Genomic DNA, 14,452 nt, shown 5'->3' on the forward strand with positions numbered 1-14,452 from the left:
TTAATTTCACTGCTGACTTCCTTTTTAGCTGTAAAGCACATAGAGGGCAGTCAATTTAATCCAGAGAATATCAATCTGCCAGCAAAGGTCGTTTCAGTTCGTTTTTTGCTCAAGCGCCCTGACGTAGTCCTGGCACGCCTGCAGCGCGATCAACCCCCGGTCACCGTTGTCGGTGATGGCGACAATTCTTTGAGCATGCGCCGGGTCAAGTCGGGCGCGTACGACTGCATGATCCACGCCGCCGGCGCCGGGGGCGGCAGGCACTGAACAGCCACCGGCTGAACCCGTGTCGAGGAGGACTGACAGCCGCAGATCAGAAGTGGCAAGGCGATCGCGCAGGCGATCTTGATTCTTTTGGGCATCAGTCATTTTCTCGAAGTGTGCTTGCTCGCTGGTCGCCAGCCTCTGCTCGAGCGCTCGGCGCTTATCCTGCTCGGCCTGCTGTGCTGTAGCGGCAGCTTGGGTGAGTTGATTGAAGTCTTCAGTGTGCAACCGGGATTGCTCGGCCAACTGTTTGCCGTAGCGCCAGTCCTGAAGCTGCCAGGCGCTGCCGAAGCCGGCGAGAACCAACACCAGCACGCCTAACGCTTTCCAAGGAACGACCATCACGGCACATCCTTGAAGAAGACGTGCCCGCCCAGCTTGAGCGTCTGCTTGGCCTTCGCCGACCATGCCGGCGCCTTGATGCTGGTGGCGTAGTAATGCGTGGCACCGCCGGTTGGATCCTGCACCTTTCCGTCGATTACCTGGTCAGCAACGATCCGGCACTGCGCCAGCTCACGAAACGGAATCTGCTTCACGCCGATCAGGAACTGATAGTTCGGGTCGGTCTTGTTCCAGCAACTGAACTGATAGGGCTTCTGGCAGACGCCGGCATAGCCCTCCCCCCACCACGAATTTGCCTTGCCGTCATTCACGCGGTTTTTGATCGTCCAGGCCACGGCAATCTGGCCGGCCGTCCCTTCGCCGCGAGCCTCACCCCACAGCGTGCGGGCGAGGACGTCGCGGTCTTTCTCGGTTGCAGTCATCAATTTCTCCAGGCAAAAAAATACCCGCTCGATGGCGGGCCGCGTAATGCAGGCTTGAATCAATTCATCAAACGGCGCCGAACTCCTCTGGCGCGGCGACGATTACCGGGGTAGGAGGCTCAGCCGGCCAAACCGGTGCGGCATACCAAGTCGGCTGCACAGTCACCTTGCCCAGCGCGAACTTGTACGTTTTCCACGCCTTCAGGTTGAGCACCAATGCAGCCTGTTCGGCTTCGTCATCTGCGGTTGCCTCGCCGATATCGATGCCGAAACCGATCGTATCGATTCGGTCTTGAATGCGGCCGATCTGAGCGACGGCCTTCGCGTTTTTTAAGGAAAGTTCTGCTTTGGCGAAGGCCAACTGCTCCGCCTGCGCGGCGGCGTTCTTCATGGCTTTGGTAATGAGTTTGGTCCAGTCGATACTCATGACTGCTCCTCGATGATCGCCTGATCGTTGATGACGGGCAGCGCCGGCGGAAAAGCAATTTCGCCATCTGGAACATTTTCCATTGGCAGAGGAAAAGCCTGCTCGGGACTGAAGTTTCGCGGGATCGGGAAAAGCAACGTCAGGATCAGCTCGCCATCTTGCTTTTCGACATCGGCCGGAAACCATGGGGAGTTGATCGCCTCGGCCGGCAATGTATCGCCACCCCCCATGGGGGAGAAATCGAACAGTTCTCCGTTGATGATCAATGAATCGCCCGATTTTGTGGCGACAATTTCCTGCTCGCTGCGTACTGGGGACAGATGAATTTTCATTAGAACCACCGACCGTAGGCTATGCGATGAAGCGTCAATGACAGCGAGGAAACTTGCACCTGGCTGAAGGGGTAAACAGCAGACCAGAGTGAGCTTGTGCTGACCCCGGTAGTTGCCGCCCACACTTGGCCGGTACTTGGCTCAAAGTACTGATTGGTGGCCGGAACACCGACGAATGCGGCTGGATAGACCTGCGACGGTGCCGGGGAACCATTGAACACCGCGCCAGCGACCGCAAGGATGCTGGTAGATGCGTAAACGGTCGACGAGCGACAGATCATCGTGCCGTCTGCGAACTTTGTGAATGTGCCGTTGGCTGTCGTACCCGTCTCAATAATCGAACCCGTTGCCACGCCTGAAGACTGGCTTACCGTGCCTACGATATCCGCGAGCGCCGCCTTTTTAAGGCCAAGGGCGGTGCGCGCATCCACCACCGTCGCGGCACCAGTTCCGCCCTGCGCGATCGATACGGTTTTGTTCGTTCCGGACAGGTCGGCTTTTGTTGCCTGGAGCTTGCCGAGCGCCAGAAGAATGCTGTCCGTCGAAGCAACCGCGCCTGGCGTTACCACATCGATCCCGCTCAGGGTGATCGCCCGAACACCTGAGGCGGTCATGTATTTGTTGGTAGCCCCCTCAGGAAGTCCGTCGGTGTTGGTCAGGTTAAGAGCGGCGCGAACCCCGGCAGTTGTTGGTGTTTGACCGAGAACAGCCAGCACGCCACCGAACTGGTTGACGAGAGCCCGAAGAGCGTCGGCCGAATCTTTGACGTAGCCCTGCATCGGTGCCAGTGCATATGCGCCGCTCGCATTGGCTGCGCCTTGGTAGATCGGCGCGATTGACAGAGCGGCATCGCTGGCAATATTGGTCACCTCGTACCAGCCGCCGTCCGGGCCACGGAAAGCATCGCCGACGCGGGCGTTAGCAATGAATGCCGTGCCCGTGCCGATCACAGCATTGGAATTTTGGACGACAGAAACCGTCCCGGACTTGTACCAGGGCATTGAGCATCTCCAGAAACGTTAGGGAATCAGGCCAGCAATTTGGCGCAGAGGAATGGGCGGTGGCCTTGGTCAGTCCAGGCAGTTGTAGCCAGGCTATACATCATGATTCGGCCGCCTGCGAAATCGACACCGAGGGCGCACCCTCCACCTGACGCGTCGTTGTGACAGTTCATTGCGAAGGGATTCAAAGAGATGTATTCGCCCACACCGAGAGCCTTCGCAATAGTCCATATATACCGACGACCCACGGTCAGTTGCTCCAACCCCAAATAAGTCCAGTTACCAGCGGCGAAGGTCACCACAACCGCCGGGGCGCCGCTGTCGTAAACCAATGTACCTCCTCCATCCCACAGCCGCATTCCGTATGCCGCGGTTCCCATAGAGGCCCAAGCCGCAACAAAATAAAGGCCGCTTAGGCTCCCGTCGACCACCGAGGCGCGCATTGAAAAACCGGTCCAGTTTCCAGGTCCACCCGTGAACCAAACAGCAATTGGAACCTGAATGGCGCCGGTCTGGTTTGGGCGAATGAAAACCATTGGTGGGTCAACGCTCGTCACTGCCCTGGCAAATGTTCCAGACGCGACAGTGCTTCCGGAATACGCCCCAGTGGTCAGTACACAGAGTCTCGGTGCCTCTGAGTCGATTTGAACAAACGAATTGTCGTTGATGCTCTGAAAGCCATATGTCATGTCCCGTACCTGATTGCATACCCCTTCGCGACAATCCTCGTCTGAAGCGTCGAGGCGCTGGCCGATGGGTTTTTCGGGCGCACCACTACTTGACCGACAGCGGTCGTGACGTAGGGGTATGATTTTATATTGCCGCTACCATCAGTCTCCGACGACTGCACATCCTGTGCCCTTGTCGGAATGATCATGAACACGCAGTTGGCCGGGTTGAAGCCCGGAATATTCAGCGTGTAACTGGGAACGGATCCACTGAAGTCAATCACACCCTGCCAGATCACTTGGTAGGTAAAGCTGTTGGTGTCCATTCCCAAATTGCCGTTCTCGTCCCAGACCCTCGCTCCATAAGTCATGCGTCGAGATCCCCTAGTTGCACGCGCTTCACACCGTTCTGATCGAACACTTTGATCGCACGATTAGTCATTGTTAAACGACCACCACCAGGCGCCGGCCCGTTAAATTCAAGATTCCCAAGCTTATCTAGCCGCCACCCCTGGACACCGGAAACAAAGTTGTCTGACTGAATAAAGGCGCCAATTTTTGCGTTGACGATTGACCCGTCTTTCACCAGCAGCGAATTAACGAATACTTGTCCACCCTCTACCGCGAAAGGGATCGTAAGCGCACCGCCAGCGATGCTGTTGACGATGGCAAAGCGATCGGCACTCACCAGGAACTGGCTTTGCAGTCCTGCTCCGGTGTTTTCAATCCCGAGCCCGATGCCGGCAGCGACGTACTGCCCATTTGCCGTGATCTGCATCTTCACCGACCACATAGTGGTCAGCTTCCCATTGGTATCGGCGAACGCTGTCGAGGTTTCCTGAATGGCGGCGGTGTTCTCTCCGACTTTCACGTTGACCTGAGTGATCGCCTGCGCAGTGGCTTCCTTGTCCGTTGCAACAGTCTTCCGCAAGTCAACGACGTTTGCTTCATTCTCGGCAACCGATGCCGTCAAGGTCTCGGTTTTTTGTGAAATCGCGAAATTCTCCGAGGACCTAACTTTCTCCTCGCCGGCGATTGCGGCTGTACTACCCCACTCTTTCAGCGCCCCATCAAGATCGCCCAGCCCATCATCATCACGCCAAGAGGCACGCAAAGCGTTGAACGCCGATGATGTTGCGGTTACTTCGCCGTCGAGCTCAGTAATCTCCGTGGTGTGTGTTGAAACTTGCTCTGCAAGACCGCTTGCTGTTTCAAGAAGATCACCTACGTCTTCCCAGTAGAGTGGATTTGGCGGTGGCGTGTTTACTGGAACCGGCTGCAAGGCCATATAAATCTGACCGCTTTCAACAATCATCTGCCCTTTCAGATACACCTGATCCGGCTCATATCCCTTTAGCCCGTCAAGCGCATCGATCTGATCCTGTAGGCCCGGTATTTTGTCAATTTCGTCGACTATGTCCTGGCCAAGCTCTGTACGACCCACCTTGCCTGCCATTGCGGCGAGGTAAGCAGAAACGTCATTCGAGGTCTGTGCCGGAACATAAAGGAAGGAGCTTTTACCGTATGCGTTCGAGGATCTGATGAAATAATAATAATTCGTCCAGAACCCGAGGCCCGTGTGGGTGAAGGTCAGACCTTGCCCCAGATATTCCGCATCAGCAGAGGTTGCCGTCGGCGATGTGCTGAAGAAGTATTCGTAGGTGCCGCCGTTCAGACCGTTTTGCGAGTTGCTCGGAATCAGCACGATGTTGTCGATCGAGGACTGCACCACGCAAGATTCTGGAATAGGCGGGCCATTGATGCTGACAGTGATGGTCGCCTCGCCCGAGCGCGCCATTGGTCCTACCGCAGCAACACTCATGGTGTAATTGCCGGAGGGCAAGCCGTTTATAGCGATCTCGGTTGAAGTGGCCGGAACGTTGTGCGACTGAATCGCGTTATAGCCCTGGCGAACAATGACGATGTATTCCTTCACGATCCCTGTAGGTGGCAGCCACGACAGCACTCCTTGCGTTACCTCGGCCGTAGTGTCCTGCGTCCATGTCAGCGCGCTCGGCGTGCCGAGACCGCCGGCCGGCAGATTGATGAAGCCGATCGGATTGTACGGCTGCCCAACAGCATCATCGAAGATTGCCGCCTCGTACTGTTTGACCTGGACATTGCAGCCTTCGCTATCGCCCATGGACCAGTCCGAAACGATGAACTCTCCCAGGATGTTAAGGGACGGCAGGTTGACCCGCACAACGCGGCCCGGCCGGCAGTTATAGCCAGCAAAGTTCATCGGAATGCTGATCGCGCCGCCCGCGCGGCGCCGGCGCAACTCCATGTTCGCCAAACGCTGCGCCTGATAGGGGTCGGTGACGTAGGAGTAAGTCAGCGTTTCTGCAGCCTCGCCGCCGTCCTCAACGATCCATTCGGCGACACTGACCTCGGGATAGTCCGTTTCTGTCCACGACTGCAACGGGTCAATGAACGTGCCACGGACGGTGTTGATTGCCGAGTCATTGGTGGGCTCAGTGCTGCCGGTGACTGTGCCGATCACCATGTCCTCAGTGATCTCGAAGTCATAAGGACCGTAGTAGGCGCCAGCCTGAAGCATCCAGCGACCACCAACACGGATCAGGTGACCACCACAGGCTGCTTCCAGCTTCTGGAGAACACCCGTGCGCTGCTCATCTGCGCCAATCACGCAGCCGCTGCGATAGCGCTGGCTGGTCGAGCCATCGGCATTGGTCAGGGCCTCGTCGCACACATTGGCAGCGCTGGCGAAGGTTTCGAACACGATCTCGTCGTCAGGCACTCCGCAACGTGCGCGCAGGAACCAGAGCAGGTGCAGAGCAGTATTGGCGCTGTAAACGGCGGTGCCGGTGCGCGGGTCGTAAACGTCGTTGCGGCCGCGCACCACGAAGCGGGTGTCCGGAATGCCCGAAGGGAATTTCTCTGCACTGTACTGCAGCGAAACCCGGACGAAGGACAGACCTCGGCCGATCTGGCTGTCTTTCCAGTCTGGGCAGTTGGCCTTCAGGAAGGCGTTTACCTGTGTCGGATTGACCACTAACTCATAAGTTGCCTGCGCGCCGTAGCTGCCAATTTCTTCCTCCCCCAGATAGATGTTTTCGAGCGCAGCAATTGGGCCTTCGGATAGCACGTAGACCAGGTGCAACCATTCACCCTCGCCCTGCGCGCCCGGTTGTTCCTGCGCCCAGACCAGCACGCCACCGGTTGAAACGCGACCGAGGATGAAGCGAACTGGAGCCTTCGATGAACGCACGGTCTGCGCCGAAGGCTCGTTGTCGCGCAATGACGATTTGGTGTTGAGCTTTTCCTGTTGCTCTGAAGCATAAAAAGCCAGCGCCGCTCCGGCGACTGCACCCCATGGGCCGCCCTGCGCAAAACCAACAACGGCACCAACGACAACCGAAGCAATTTTCCTTACGCCGCCGCTCATTCAACCCTCCACGCGGCCAATGGCTCGCATACAACGCGTGCTGCGCCGTCGTCGGTTGTTGCCCAATAATCGCCAGCCCAGAAAACAGCCATGCTTCGGCCGCCGGGCGCGTCATATAGCACCACGTCGCCGCGCTGGATGAACGTCAGCGGCACCCTTGCAAAATGGGCATCCCATGCAGCTTCAAGGCTTCCGTGCTGCTTTTTTAGCTGCCGCTTGGCGCCGGTTTCCGTGGTGTATTTGCCGCGGTAGTTCTCGGCCGGATCGACTCCACATATCGCTGCCGTACAGTCAGCCGCGAACAGGCAACAGTCAAATTCGCCCCATAAAAAAGGCCGCTCTTGGGCGGCCTTGATCGTGTCGTTCAGACGGGTTGTCCAGTCTCGGTAGCGCATGGCTAGCTTCCGTAGGTGAATGTCGGCGCGTCCTTTTTCGAGCCCCAGTAAATGGGCCACTCGGACATTTGCGCGATCGCGTAGAAGAAACGGTCGCCGTCGTGTCGGGCGCGGTGGTTCTCGTCGGTGAAGCGCTCGGTGCCGGTGCGGCTCCACTCGGCCATCCGGTCAACCACGGGCACAGTGATGCTGTTGCCGTCTTGGCCGTTGCCGGCGAACGAGAACTTGGCCGCGTCCATCCGCCCGGAAAACAGGATGTCCGCCGCGTAGTTGCCGGCCTCGTCAAACACCACGAACATGACCTTGGCTATCCGGCCCCGGCAGCCGCGAACGTTCGTTTCGGAGAGGATGTAAGAATCCAGGCCGCTGAGCGTCAGCTCGACCGACATTGGAGAGCCTGAGTTATCGCTTTCCTGCGATTGGCTGACCTGGCCGAAATTGCCCACTCCCTGATAAGTTATCCCGTTGACCACTAAATCACCGGTACCGGTGTGTGCGAAGACCATGCCGTCGACAAAGTCGAGCTGCACCGCGTACACCGGCATGAACTTGCCAGTGGCGATGATATTCACCACGCTCTGGCTGAAAGGAAATGCTGAGGGCATCAGAAGGCCTCCCTGAATTGGTAGCTGCCGTTCGAGATCACCGGCTTGATGGACATCGCCCATGTATCGGTGGTCATGCGCATTTCCGAGTAGGGGTTGAGGTACTCGACAGCGGTACCGGCCGTGAGCGTCTTGCGGATCCGTTTGTTGAGCAGCACGGTCACCCTTCCCTGCGCATTTGCTGATGCAGGATCGGTGACCTCGAACATCTCGCCGGCGATGGTGATGTAGTCGCCAGCTGAGAACACAACGGCATTCGCCGGCGCGCCGCCGATGACCATCGATCGCGCCTGCGCGTTTCCGGTTACCACGCTGAGAGCGCCGACGCTGTTGGTGCGCCGGCGGGTGAAGGCTGGCAGGTTGAAGGTGCCCATCATGCCGTCAAGCCTCCCGAGGAAAGATGACAGCTGTCGATCCTCCTCTCGGGTCAGCAATCCGAAGGTCAAGGTGCACTGCCAGTAAGCGCCCGGGTAGCCGACGATCTGCTGGGCGTTCGAGAGCGTCGAAGTGAACGCCCTGCTGTTGTTGACGATGCCCCACGTCATTTCTGACGGGCGCAGCGAAGCCGGCCACGTGAGAGCCATGCAGTACTCCTTAAATTGCTTAGCGCCGCGCGATCAGCTGGCGGATGGTTCCGTTCATTTTCAGGTCGCGCACGACCAACTCGTAGCCGCCCTTCGCCCCCTGCATGGCAGCCTCTTTCACCAGATTGACAGTGGCGTCATCCGGAGTGCCTTGGAAGCTGAAGCTTTGCTGGAAGACCGGAGCGGTGGACGACCCCGATGAGATCGGAACGACATTGGAGGTGGGCCCAGCAGCATTTGCGCCGACGTATCCGCCATCTGCGTACCCTTTGGCGTTCGCGTTCATGCGCTCGAGGAATTCCCGGGCGCCTGGCTGGCTAACCGCCTCCTTGCGAACTACGAACTCACCGCCGTGCACCACGCCCTTCGGCTCGAACTTGCCGCCGTCACCGGTATAGCCGCCGTCGGAGAAACCGAATTGCGAGCTGTAGCCGGCGGCTAACGCGCCGAGAGTAGACGAAGTGGCAGCAGCAGATCCGGCGGTTAAGCCGCTTCCCGCAGCAGATGCACCGGCACCGGCAAAGCCACTAAACAACGTGCCAAAAATCCCGACAGCAGCCTTGCGCACTTGGATGCGGATCAGATCTGCAATGATGCCGTCCGCCAGATCCTTGAACGACAGCTTCCCGGTCTTAACGAACTGGATGATGCCGTCTTCCATGTTGCTGAAGGCGTTGGTGAACAGGTTGCGGGTCTGGCCGGCAACGTCGCGGGCCTGCTCGGAATAGGTCTGAAACGCCGATGAAGCACCGAGCGACCAGTCAGATTGGGCCTCGTCCACGTCCGTGTAGTACTGCTGCTGCATTGCGAGGCGGGTTTGCAGCGCTGAGCGGAGGGCATCAGTCTCTTCGCTGTAAAGCTTTTCGCTGATGCGTCCCTCGTTGCGCTGCTGCTGCAGAGCATCCATCTGCGACTGGTACTGCTGCTCAATGCTGAGCTGTTCCTGCAAGCGCTGACGCTGCTGGTCGCCCATCCCCATGCCGGCGAGGTTGTTGTCCAAGCCCGTCTGTGCCTTTACCAATTGGCTGGCCAGATTGGTCTGGAATGCCGCGAGCTTCTGCGTCTCCTCCGTGGATATCTTCTTGAGCTGGTTTTCCTTCTCAAGCGCGGCGTTCTTTTTCAGCTGGGCGGTGATCAGCTCCTGGTTCGCAACCAGGGCCTTCTGGTCGGCCGTCAGGATCTGCTTACCCTTGATGTCGGCGAGCTCCTGCTCCCACTTCACCAGCGCCTGCCCGGCGGCGCCAAGCTTGTCTACCTCACCTTTCTGTACGCCGATCAGCGAGTTCTGCTGTTGCAGAACTGCATATTGCTGGCGGGCTTGGTCGAGCGCCTTCATGCCGGCGTCTTCGCGATATGCCTTTGGCTTCTTCTCTGCCGCATCCTTAAAGCTATCGCTTTCTCTGACGGCCTTCAGAGCTGCGGCTTCCTGTTCTGCGGTGATCGTATAGCCCGCAGCCCTGGCCGCGTTGATTCGTTTCAGCTCATCCTCAAGAGCCTTGTTCCTCTTTTGCTCCTTTGTGAAGTATTGCTCTTTATTTTTTTCGAAAGCCTCATATGCGGCCTGACCGTCGCGCTGAATTTGGGCGTTTCGTGCGGCAGCATCAGCTGCGTCCTGCTCGGCCTTCGACTTTTTGTTATAGGCATCCAGTTCAGCCTGAAGAGAGGCGATTCGCTCCCTTGCGTTACCGTCCTCATAACCAGTATCAAGAGTGGACTTCAGGTAATTTATTTTTTGCTGGATGGCTTGAACATCAGGACCGTCGTTCGACTCCCGCCCGATATTCAGAATGGCATCCCATCCGCTCTTGGCTGCACCAGCAAGATCATTCCACGCTCTTTCTAGAGAGCCGAGATTCGCCTTCATCGTTGCGGCGCGCTCGCCCAGCGCCCTCGCGTATGCTTCCTGAGCTATAGCCGCGGCCGCCTCCTTCTCACCCATTTGCTGAGCGGCACGGATTTGCTCGTACACCGAAGCAGTCAGAAAGTTGTACTTGTCGTTTAGCTCCGCTACCGCCTTCACAGGGTCGTCGGCAAGCCGGGCAAACTCTGCAACGGTCTCAGACACTGCTTTGCCGGTGGCTTTTTCGTACGCAATTGCGGAAGTTGCGATTTGCTCAAAGCTTGAGCTCGCGATCTTCCCGGTACCGGCAAGTTGAGCCAGCGCCGCAGCAGCGTCAGCCGTGGTGCCGACGGCTCCACTAACGCGCTTCGCCATCTCTGCCAGCGCGATCGTCGTGGTGCCGGCGGCATTGCCAGTGGTGACGATGGAGAGTCGATAGGCATCCTGCTCTTTCGAGCCTTGGTAATACGCCAGACCCAGCACACCAACCGCAGCTGCAGCCACAGTGAACGGGTTGACCAGGCCGAGGATGTAGCCGCCCAGCGCTTTCGCGGCAGGTCCAACACCGCCGAACATATCTTTGAGTTGGCCACCCTGTTGCAGGAAAACAGTGAGAGGCGCCTGCCCGCCTTGCAGCGAAACGGCGATATCGGTGAACTGCGCAGGAACGCCCCGCAGTGCGGCGGCTGTTGCTTTTGCTGTCATGCCGGTTTTGCCAAGGTCCGTGTTGAAGCGCCCAAGATCTGCTCGAGTGGTATTGATCTTCGCTTGATAATCTGAAAACGTATCGGCGTCGATCAAGCCAAGCTTTCGGTTTTTGGCCAGCTCCTTCTCTTGCTTGTCCAGCTCACCCAGCTTTCGGGTGACAGGGTCGATGCTCCCCAGCAGCTCTTCCAGTTGCTCCTTCTGCGTTTTGACCTTTTTGCCCGTGGCTTCCGAGGACTGACCAACGCTATCGATGCCGTCAGCCAGCCTGTCCATGACTGGCTTAGCCCGAAGCCCGGCACCTTCGAGCGCCTCAAGCGCCTTGCGTGTGTCAGCAGCCTTTTGCTCGGCGTCCCGGCTGTCGATCTCCAGAACCAGGCGGGATGTCTGAGCCATTGTTTTCTCCAGGCATAAAAAAAACCCGCCGTAGCGGGTTTTGTGAGCGATTGGTCTATCCGTTGGCATCCAGGCACTGACGAAACGCATCGTTCCTGAATTCATTGATTGCTTCAGTCTTGTTTCTGTCGACTATTGCTACCGGTCGCTCGTAGGCTTTGAGGATCATAGAGCGCGCAAATTTGCTGCCGTCGCCGATTTTATCGAGCGAATCCTCAAGTAACTGACCGTTCTGGCGCGCTGTCATAGCCTGCCCGGCCAGCGCAGAAATTTTCTTGCACGAACTGTCTTCAGCATGGGCTGAAAGCGCAATGCACAATGATGCTAGCGATGCCGCAATTAATCGTTTCATGCCGCCTCTCTACTTGTATTTATAGGGCTCTGGTGATGTCAACAATGGTTCAGCCTTGTCCCACATTCCGCGATATCCGCGAACTGAATAAGAGTATCCAGGCTTCAAATCGAGCAGCATTCCTCGCAGATCACCCCCGGCGCACGCAGCATTGTTTTTGATGCTCAGTTGGACTGGGCCGGGCTTGTGGTACAGCTTCACCGATTTCCCGCTGCTCGTTTCAGCTGCCAGTCTTTCGTTGAGAAAAACCTGCATACCTGCACCGAGGCAGCTCAGAGCGCCTGCGTCCTGAGTGAAAACAATGCGAGCATCACTGGCCGAATTTGACTTCCCAAAGGCAAAGATATCGTCTGCCGGGACCTGTGCGGCCTTCTCAGGCGAAACGCGAGTAGTTTCGCAACCCGCCAGAAGCAAGAACGCCAGCCCAAATGCTATTTGTCTTTTCAAAGACACCCCCTCCCTGTTTGAAAGAGGAATCTAGCACCAAGTCGAGGCCCTCAACAAAATCACGATTTCAAAAGCTGAGTAACCACAGTGACAACCGCAGCCTTGATTGTGTCGAGCGTCAGGCCAATCCCTTTTTCTTTCAGCAGCCCTTTTGTCTTATCCCAGACCGAAGGTGCTCTGATGCTGTCGAGCAGCTCGCGACCTTTCCACGTTAGCCCCAGCGCGAAAAACTGGGGAGGGCCACTCAGAAATCCAGGGTCGTTACCTTCGATCAAGCCACCCTCTTCCATCATTTTCATGTGTAGAGCTACCCAGTCCGCTGGGAATGGCGGCATTTCCTCAGCCTTCCTGTGCTCACCGTTTGCCTCTTCGAGATCCAAAAGGATCATCCGGATCAAATCCCAATTACGCTGCATGTCTTCCGCTCCATGGCTATGAATTTTCATTCTAACCATCGTCGCCGGCCAAGCACACAGCATCCAGCGCAAACATCACATCATCGATCTCATCGCGCGGCAGCGGCGAAGGGTGCGACTCCAGCCAGTCGGAGATCTCCCGCGCCGACAGTGGGAGCGGGAACGCACCGGCCATGCCGGCGATGTACCGGCGGCCGCGAGAGACGTTCCGGTACAGATTGAGCAGGTAGGCGGTGAGCGGGTCATTCTCGGGCTCGCCAGGGATCGCCATCTTCAGCCGCGAGTAGACCGCCCGGCGCTTCTCGCTTTCCCCGCCCCACTCTTGCTCCCACTCGAAGCGGCAGACGGCTTTCCCACCGACTCAGCTCGCTCTTCGGCGGCATCGTTGGCAGCCAGCGCGCCTTCGCGCAGCACGAAGATGAAGAACTCGATGTTGTTTTCGAGCAGCTCGGCGGCCACTGGAGGGCTGTATTTGATCGGGTTGCCCTCGGCGTCCAGTACGCCTTCCCAGTCCTTCACGATGAAGTGGCTGAGCAGCATTGCGTGGTTCTGATGCTCGGTCATTTCGCCGGCAACCACGCCCACCTGGCCCTCTTCAAAGCGAGCGTCGTTGCGATGGATCCGGCGGCGCATGCGCTCAAGAGCGACTTGGTATTCAGGGTTGTCGATGCTGGCGAGCAGAATTTTGGTGTCGTCGTCGAACTTCGCCCAGCGCTCACCGGCGATCGCCGGCTTCTTCTTGCCCAGTTGCAGAGCCATTTCAATTCCTCAACGCCACGCCAATAAAAGGAATCCCCCGGCCGGCGTTTGAACCGAGGGAGCCAAAGGGTTTACGGGGTTGGATCAGCCGCTTCGCGGGTGATGGTCGGGCTGAGCTTGGCGACGGTGTAGTTCAGCGTGACCTCGATCAGGTCGCGCTTACCTCCGTTCGGAAGCTCGCCGTCCACTTCCACGGCTGGGAAGTTGAACGTGTACTTATTGCCCAGCGAGTCGGTGATCGGGAAGACAACTGCGATCGGCGTACGGGTGAAGGTGTTCTTCCAGATTTCCCACGCGCGCTTCGACCAGGCCAGCGTGATGCTGCCGGTCACCGCCGCCTCGGTGGCGATGTGCGCGCCCGGCCCCAGACGATCGGAGCCAAGGCAGCGCTGAGTTTGCAGGCTGTTGTCGAGGTTCACGGTCATGGCCGAGACACAGGCAACGCCTTCCAGCGACTGGCCGTTCACCAAGATCGTGCCGACGTTGTTGTTCGACAGGAACGGCGTGGTGGTCGGCGCATTCGGCGAAACGACAATCGGCGTGTCGCCATCGGTGTAGTCCAGGCACGCCATGTTGAACGTGGCGGTCACCTTCCCTTCCGATGGGATATCGAGCGCGAAGGTCGAGACGTGCGCGCCCTTGAACACGCCATACACGCCGACGTCGTTGTAGCCCTTGGCGATGCTGAAGGTGTGGCGGGTATCGCCCACGCGCAGGACGTCAGCCGTCCAGACGCCGTAGAAGGCAGCTTCGAGCATCTGGTCGAAAGAGCCGAACGAGAACTCGGCCGTCAGATCGCCGCCGATATCGATGCTGGTGGCCACCGAGCCTTGGCTCAGCCGGGTGTCGGTGATTTCATCGCTGACTTCGGTGTTGACGGTCGGGGTCAACGCGTTGCCGGTGAGGCGCAGCGTGTCCCAGGTGCCGACGGGGGTAACGCCGGGCGTCACCTCCGCAATGATGTGGCTTACAACTTTTGCGCCAGAGCTCATTGGAGCCTCCTATTCGCGGGCATAAAAAAACCCGCAGGCGCGGGCGATCTGAAGTGGTAAATCTTCGAGGCGTTGAGATAATCAACGCCACTTCAC

18 protein-coding genes are annotated in these 14,452 nt (G+C 58.0%); all 18 read right to left on the reverse strand.

The window, feature by feature from the left end; translation table 11 throughout:
* Positions 1-93 precede the first annotated feature (93 nt).
* Positions 94-606 (reverse strand): lysis system i-spanin subunit Rz, encoded by a 513-nt coding sequence (locus tag CQ009_RS13090; protein WP_105706675.1) that lies wholly within the window; start codon positions 604-606, stop codon positions 94-96.
* Positions 606-1,028 carry a cell wall hydrolase gene (locus CQ009_RS13095; protein ID WP_105706678.1) on the reverse strand — a complete coding sequence of 141 codons (423 nt, stop codon included), beginning with the start codon at positions 1,026-1,028 and terminating at the stop codon, positions 606-608. Before CQ009_RS13095 ends, CQ009_RS13090 begins: the two co-directional genes overlap by 1 nt.
* A 67-nt stretch (positions 1,029-1,095) precedes the next feature.
* Positions 1,096-1,455: a phage tail protein gene (locus CQ009_RS13100; protein ID WP_105706680.1), complete on the reverse strand. Its 360-nt coding sequence runs from the start codon at positions 1,453-1,455 to the stop codon at positions 1,096-1,098.
* Positions 1,452-1,787 carry a hypothetical protein gene (locus CQ009_RS13105; protein ID WP_105706682.1) on the reverse strand — a complete coding sequence of 112 codons (336 nt, stop codon included), beginning with the start codon at positions 1,785-1,787 and terminating at the stop codon, positions 1,452-1,454. The genes CQ009_RS13100 and CQ009_RS13105 overlap by 4 nt, the downstream gene beginning before the upstream one ends.
* Positions 1,787-2,788: a phage tail protein gene (locus tag CQ009_RS30205; protein ID WP_256585416.1), complete on the reverse strand. Its 1,002-nt coding sequence runs from the start codon at positions 2,786-2,788 to the stop codon at positions 1,787-1,789. The genes CQ009_RS13105 and CQ009_RS30205 overlap by 1 nt, the downstream gene beginning before the upstream one ends.
* 26 nt (positions 2,789-2,814) lie before the next feature.
* The gene (locus tag CQ009_RS13115) at positions 2,815-3,477 is read right to left on the reverse strand and encodes a hypothetical protein (protein ID WP_105706684.1); all 663 of its coding nucleotides are present in this window, start codon (positions 3,475-3,477) and stop codon (positions 2,815-2,817) included.
* Positions 3,474-3,827 (reverse strand): hypothetical protein, encoded by a 354-nt coding sequence (locus CQ009_RS13120; RefSeq protein WP_105706687.1) that lies wholly within the window; start codon positions 3,825-3,827, stop codon positions 3,474-3,476. The genes CQ009_RS13115 and CQ009_RS13120 overlap by 4 nt, the downstream gene beginning before the upstream one ends.
* Positions 3,824-6,865, reverse strand: a complete 3,042-nt coding sequence (locus CQ009_RS13125) for a DUF1983 domain-containing protein (protein WP_105706689.1) — start codon at positions 6,863-6,865, stop codon at positions 3,824-3,826. The genes CQ009_RS13120 and CQ009_RS13125 overlap by 4 nt, the downstream gene beginning before the upstream one ends.
* Positions 6,862-7,260: a hypothetical protein gene (locus CQ009_RS13130; RefSeq protein WP_105706691.1), complete on the reverse strand. Its 399-nt coding sequence runs from the start codon at positions 7,258-7,260 to the stop codon at positions 6,862-6,864. The genes CQ009_RS13125 and CQ009_RS13130 overlap by 4 nt, the downstream gene beginning before the upstream one ends.
* A gap of 2 nt (positions 7,261-7,262) precedes the next feature.
* On the reverse strand, positions 7,263-7,865 hold the full coding sequence (locus tag CQ009_RS13135; RefSeq protein WP_105706693.1) for a hypothetical protein: 603 nt from the start codon (positions 7,863-7,865) through the stop codon (positions 7,263-7,265).
* Positions 7,865-8,449, reverse strand: a complete 585-nt coding sequence (locus CQ009_RS13140; protein WP_105706695.1) for a hypothetical protein — start codon at positions 8,447-8,449, stop codon at positions 7,865-7,867. Before CQ009_RS13140 ends, CQ009_RS13135 begins: the two co-directional genes overlap by 1 nt.
* A gap of 19 nt (positions 8,450-8,468) precedes the next feature.
* A complete protein-coding gene (locus CQ009_RS13145) occupies positions 8,469-11,480 on the reverse strand; it encodes a phage tail tape measure protein (protein ID WP_256585417.1) in 3,012 nt (1,003 codons plus the stop codon).
* On the reverse strand, positions 11,446-11,742 hold the full coding sequence (locus CQ009_RS13150; RefSeq protein ID WP_105706699.1) for a hypothetical protein: 297 nt from the start codon (positions 11,740-11,742) through the stop codon (positions 11,446-11,448). The genes CQ009_RS13145 and CQ009_RS13150 overlap by 35 nt, the downstream gene beginning before the upstream one ends.
* Positions 11,743-11,751: 9 nt before the next feature.
* Positions 11,752-12,189 (reverse strand): hypothetical protein, encoded by a 438-nt coding sequence (locus CQ009_RS13155; protein WP_105706701.1) that lies wholly within the window; start codon positions 12,187-12,189, stop codon positions 11,752-11,754.
* 59 nt (positions 12,190-12,248) lie between these two features.
* Positions 12,249-12,605 carry a DUF2513 domain-containing protein gene (locus CQ009_RS13160; protein ID WP_158260937.1) on the reverse strand — a complete coding sequence of 119 codons (357 nt, stop codon included), beginning with the start codon at positions 12,603-12,605 and terminating at the stop codon, positions 12,249-12,251.
* Positions 12,606-12,636: 31 nt separating this feature from the next.
* Complete coding sequence (locus CQ009_RS13165; protein WP_105706705.1) at positions 12,637-12,876, reverse strand: hypothetical protein; 240 nt, start codon at positions 12,874-12,876, stop codon at positions 12,637-12,639.
* 2 nt (positions 12,877-12,878) lie between these two features.
* The gene (locus CQ009_RS13170) at positions 12,879-13,364 is read right to left on the reverse strand and encodes a hypothetical protein (protein ID WP_105706707.1); all 486 of its coding nucleotides are present in this window, start codon (positions 13,362-13,364) and stop codon (positions 12,879-12,881) included.
* Between the two features lie 71 nt (positions 13,365-13,435).
* The gene (locus tag CQ009_RS13175; protein WP_177430984.1) at positions 13,436-14,356 is read right to left on the reverse strand and encodes a phage tail tube protein; all 921 of its coding nucleotides are present in this window, start codon (positions 14,354-14,356) and stop codon (positions 13,436-13,438) included.
* Between the last annotated feature and the right edge of the window lie 96 nt (positions 14,357-14,452).

Source organism: Pseudomonas sp. MYb2 (genome assembly GCF_002979955.1).
GTDB lineage: Bacteria > Pseudomonadota > Gammaproteobacteria > Pseudomonadales > Pseudomonadaceae > Aquipseudomonas.

Coding starts and splice junctions, on each gene's coding strand:
- CQ009_RS13090 (WP_105706675.1), bottom strand. CDS start 606: ATGGTCGTTCCTTGGAAAGCGTTAGGCGTGCTGGTGTTGGTTCTCGCC.
- CQ009_RS13095 (WP_105706678.1), bottom strand. CDS start 1,028: ATGACTGCAACCGAGAAAGACCGCGACGTCCTCGCCCGCACGCTGTGG.
- CQ009_RS13100 (WP_105706680.1), bottom strand. CDS start 1,455: ATGAGTATCGACTGGACCAAACTCATTACCAAAGCCATGAAGAACGCC.
- CQ009_RS13105 (WP_105706682.1), bottom strand. CDS start 1,787: ATGAAAATTCATCTGTCCCCAGTACGCAGCGAGCAGGAAATTGTCGCC.
- CQ009_RS30205 (WP_256585416.1), bottom strand. CDS start 2,788: ATGCCCTGGTACAAGTCCGGGACGGTTTCTGTCGTCCAAAATTCCAAT.
- CQ009_RS13115 (WP_105706684.1), bottom strand. CDS start 3,477: ATGACATATGGCTTTCAGAGCATCAACGACAATTCGTTTGTTCAAATC.
- CQ009_RS13120 (WP_105706687.1), bottom strand. CDS start 3,827: ATGACTTATGGAGCGAGGGTCTGGGACGAGAACGGCAATTTGGGAATG.
- CQ009_RS13125 (WP_105706689.1), bottom strand. CDS start 6,865: ATGAGCGGCGGCGTAAGGAAAATTGCTTCGGTTGTCGTTGGTGCCGTT.
- CQ009_RS13130 (WP_105706691.1), bottom strand. CDS start 7,260: ATGCGCTACCGAGACTGGACAACCCGTCTGAACGACACGATCAAGGCC.
- CQ009_RS13135 (WP_105706693.1), bottom strand. CDS start 7,865: ATGCCCTCAGCATTTCCTTTCAGCCAGAGCGTGGTGAATATCATCGCC.
- CQ009_RS13140 (WP_105706695.1), bottom strand. CDS start 8,449: ATGGCTCTCACGTGGCCGGCTTCGCTGCGCCCGTCAGAAATGACGTGG.
- CQ009_RS13145 (WP_256585417.1), bottom strand. CDS start 11,480: ATGCGTTTCGTCAGTGCCTGGATGCCAACGGATAGACCAATCGCTCAC.
- CQ009_RS13150 (WP_105706699.1), bottom strand. CDS start 11,742: ATGAAACGATTAATTGCGGCATCGCTAGCATCATTGTGCATTGCGCTT.
- CQ009_RS13160 (WP_158260937.1), bottom strand. CDS start 12,605: ATGCAGCGTAATTGGGATTTGATCCGGATGATCCTTTTGGATCTCGAA.
- CQ009_RS13165 (WP_105706705.1), bottom strand. CDS start 12,876: ATGGCGATCCCTGGCGAGCCCGAGAATGACCCGCTCACCGCCTACCTG.
- CQ009_RS13170 (WP_105706707.1), bottom strand. CDS start 13,364: ATGGCTCTGCAACTGGGCAAGAAGAAGCCGGCGATCGCCGGTGAGCGC.
- CQ009_RS13175 (WP_177430984.1), bottom strand. CDS start 14,356: ATGAGCTCTGGCGCAAAAGTTGTAAGCCACATCATTGCGGAGGTGACG.